Origin of the sequence: Flavobacterium panacis, assembly GCF_024649945.1 — a bacterium.
GTDB classification, from domain to species: domain Bacteria; phylum Bacteroidota; class Bacteroidia; order Flavobacteriales; family Flavobacteriaceae; genus Flavobacterium; species Flavobacterium panacis.
The window spans coordinates 1-3,468 of record NZ_JANKMS010000027.1; the positions used below are offsets into that span (position 1 = coordinate 1).

General features: G+C 37.4%; 3 protein-coding genes. All 3 read left to right on the forward strand.

Annotated elements, in window-relative coordinates:
* Positions 1-1,080, forward strand: a 1,080-nt coding sequence (locus NQQ59_RS25150; RefSeq protein WP_257698472.1) for an SDR family NAD(P)-dependent oxidoreductase, incomplete at its 5' end; no start/stop codon positions are given.
* Positions 1,081-1,282: 202 nt separating this feature from the next.
* Positions 1,283-2,557 carry a TIM barrel protein gene (locus NQQ59_RS25155; RefSeq protein WP_144212239.1) on the forward strand — a complete coding sequence of 425 codons (1,275 nt, stop codon included), beginning with the start codon at positions 1,283-1,285 and terminating at the stop codon, positions 2,555-2,557.
* A 96-nt stretch (positions 2,558-2,653) separates the two neighbouring features.
* On the forward strand, positions 2,654-3,468 hold an 815-nt coding region (locus tag NQQ59_RS25160), incomplete at its 3' end, for an FGGY family carbohydrate kinase (RefSeq protein WP_257698473.1).

A 3,468-nucleotide genomic window follows, 5' to 3' on the forward strand; every position in this document is an offset into this window, starting at 1 on the left:
ATGTATAAAGATTATTACAATGCATGTAAAAAATCAAATTCGCCGGCAATGCGTGACCCGAATCCAGTTGTTATTTTATATCCTGGAGTTGGTATGTTCACTTTTGCCAAAGACAAGACAATGGCACGTTTAGCATCTGAATATTACATCAATGCAGTAAACGTGATGAAAGGTGCAGAAGCCGTTTCAGAATATACTTCTTTGCCACACCAGGAAGCATTTGATATTGAATATTGGTTATTGGAAGAAGCCAAACTACAGCGTATGCCAAAACCAAAAGCGTTATCTGGAAGAGTAGCTTTGATTACAGGTTCTGCTGGCGGAATCGGTAAGGCTATCGCCAAGAAATTCGCTCAGGAAGGTGCTTGTGTGGTCATCAACGATATCAACGAAGAGCGTCTGGAAGGCGCAACAGCTGAATTTACCAAAGCTTTTGGCAAGGATGCGGTTTCAAGCACTTTATTGAATGTAACTGATGAAGCAAGTACAGAAAAAGCATTGGACGAAGCTTCATTGGCTTTCGGAGGTGTTGATATTGTGGTGAACAATGCCGGAATCAGTATTTCAAAATCCATCGCAGACCACACTTTGGAAGAGTGGGACAGATTATATGATATCCTGGTAAAAGGACAATTTATTGTTTCCAAAGCCGGAATCGAAGTAATGCGTAAACAAGGTTTTGGAGGAGATATTGTAAATATCGTTTCCAAGAATGCTGTTGTGGCAGGTCCGAACAACCCTGGTTATGGTTCGGCTAAAGCTGCGCAGGCGCATCTGACACGTTTGATGGCTGCAGAACTTGGAGCTGATAAAATTCGTGTAAATACAGTAAATCCTGATGCCGTAATTTCAGATTCAAATATTTGGTCTGGTGGATGGGCGGAAGGTCGTGCAAAAGCATACGGAATCACCGTTGAGGAACTTCCTGCTTATTATGCCAAACGTACGTTGTTGAATGTAATCATATTGCCGGATGATATTGCCAACGCCTGTTTTGCTTTTGTTGGAGGTTTACTGGGTAAATCTACAGGAAACGCGCTTAACGTAGACGGCGGTGTCGCAATGGGCTTTTATAGATAAAGATTGTTTAGGTTTTTTTACAAGTTTGTTTAAGCAAAAGTGGTTTTTTGTGGTCTAGCGTTCGAATTCATTCGGACGTTAGATTTTTTTAGGCTACAACGATTTGCTTGAACAACGAAAACCTAACAAAAAAGTGAAGTAAAACGGGAGTTTGCGGTGGATAAAATTTATATCTTGTAAACTCTATTAAAATATAATAACTATGTTGATCTCATCAAACCACATTGAATCCCATAACGAGGATTTAATTAAAAAACATGAAAATAAATTAGTTTTTACAGCATCAGAAATCAATGATACAGAAGCGATTATTCAAAAATTAATTGACTTTCAAATTGCGATTCCATCTTGGGCCTTGGGAACGGGAGGAACAAGATTCGGACGTTTTGCTGGAGGAGGAGAACCTCGTTCTTTAGAAGAAAAAATTGAAGACGTTGGTCTGCTTCATAAATTAAACAATGCTTCTGGTGCTATTTCACTTCATATTCCTTGGGATATTCCGACGAACTATGAGGCAATCAAAACATTGGCTGGACAGCACGGTTTGAAGTTTGATGCAATGAACTCAAATACTTTTCAAGATCAAGCAAGCGCGGAGCATACTTATAAATACGGTTCTTTACAAAACGTAGACAAGGCAGTTCGCAAACAAGCAATCGCTCACAATATTGAAGTGATCAAACACGGAATCGAATTGGGATCTGAGTCGTTGACAATTTGGTTGGCTGATGGTTCTAATTTCCCTGGACAATTAAACTTCAGAAAAGCCTACCAAAATACATTAGAAAGTTTAGAGGAAATCTACGACGCATTGCCTTCGAACTGGAAATTATTTTTAGAATACAAATGTGCTGAACCTAATTTTTATTCTACAACAGTAGCAGATTGGGGACAATCGTATTCTTATGTTCAAAAATTAGGAGACAAGGCAAAAACACTTGTCGATCTAGGACATCATCTACCAAATGCCAACATCGAACAGATTGTTTCTATTTTGTTGATGGATAATAAATTAGGAGGTTTCCACTTCAATGATTCCAAATATGGAGATGACGATTTGACTGCAGGAGCCTTGAAACCATACCAATTGTTCCTGATCTTCAATGAACTGGTTGAAGGCATGGATGCAAGAGGAATGAACCACGCCAAAGACTTAGGCTGGATGATCGATGCTTCGCACAACATCAAGGATCCGTTGGAGGATCTACTACAATCTGTTGAAGCAATCATGATTGCCTATGCCCAGGCACTTTCTGTTGACAGAAAAGCATTGGAAAAAGCACAGGAGGAAAACGATGTGGTAAAAGCACAGGAAATTCTTCAGAATGCCTTCCGTACAGATGTTCGTGCATTAGTTGCTGAGGCTCGTCTTCGTTCGGGAGCGGCTTTAAATCCTGTAGCATTATATCGTTCGCTTCAGGTAAGACAAAACCTTATCGAGGAAAGAGGTTTGAAAACAATGGCCACAGGATTGTAGTTATAAGTTATGAATAATGAGTTATAAGTTGATAAAAGGCTTATAACTCATTTTTTAAAATTTATAATTCACAATTCACAATTTACAATTAGAGAAATGAATGTAGTTGCGATTTTTGATATTGGTAAGACAAACAAAAAGGTTTTTTTATTTAATGAAAATTATAAGATTGTCTGGGAGAAATCAGTAAATCTGGAAGAAACCATAGACGAAGATGGATTTCCGTGTGAAGATATCGAAGTACTGAAAAATTGGGTTTTAGATCGATTATCTGAAATAAAAGAACTGAAGGATTATGTTTTGAAAGCCATCAATTTCAGCACTTACGGGGCAAGTTTTGTTTATATTGATGAAAACGGAAAAGTTTTAACTCCTCTGTATAATTATCTAAAAGATTATCCAGAAGATTTAAAAACCGAATTTTATGAAAAATACAAAGGAGAAAAGAAGTTTGCTGTAAAAACTGCTTCTCCGGTTTTGGGCAGTCTGAATTCTGGAATGCAGATTTACCGCCTGAAAGAAGAAAAACCTGAAATCTTCGAAAAAGTTAAATACTGTCTGCATTTACCACAGTTTTTAAGTTTTCTTTTAACCAATGAAGCTTACGCTGATATTACGAGTATTGGCTGTCACACCAATATGTGGAATTTCAAAAAAATGAAATATCATAGATGGCTAAAAGAAGAAAATATTTCAGAAAAGATACCACCAATACATTTTGGAAAAGATGTAATTATGACCCGCGAAAATATCGCAATTGGAGTTGGTCTTCATGATAGTTCATCGGCGATTATTCCATACACGATTAACTTTACAGAACCTTTTGTATTGTTATCTACAGGAACTTGGAGTATTTCTTTAAATCCATTCAATAATAAACCGTTGACTTTTGACGAATCGCAAAACGATTG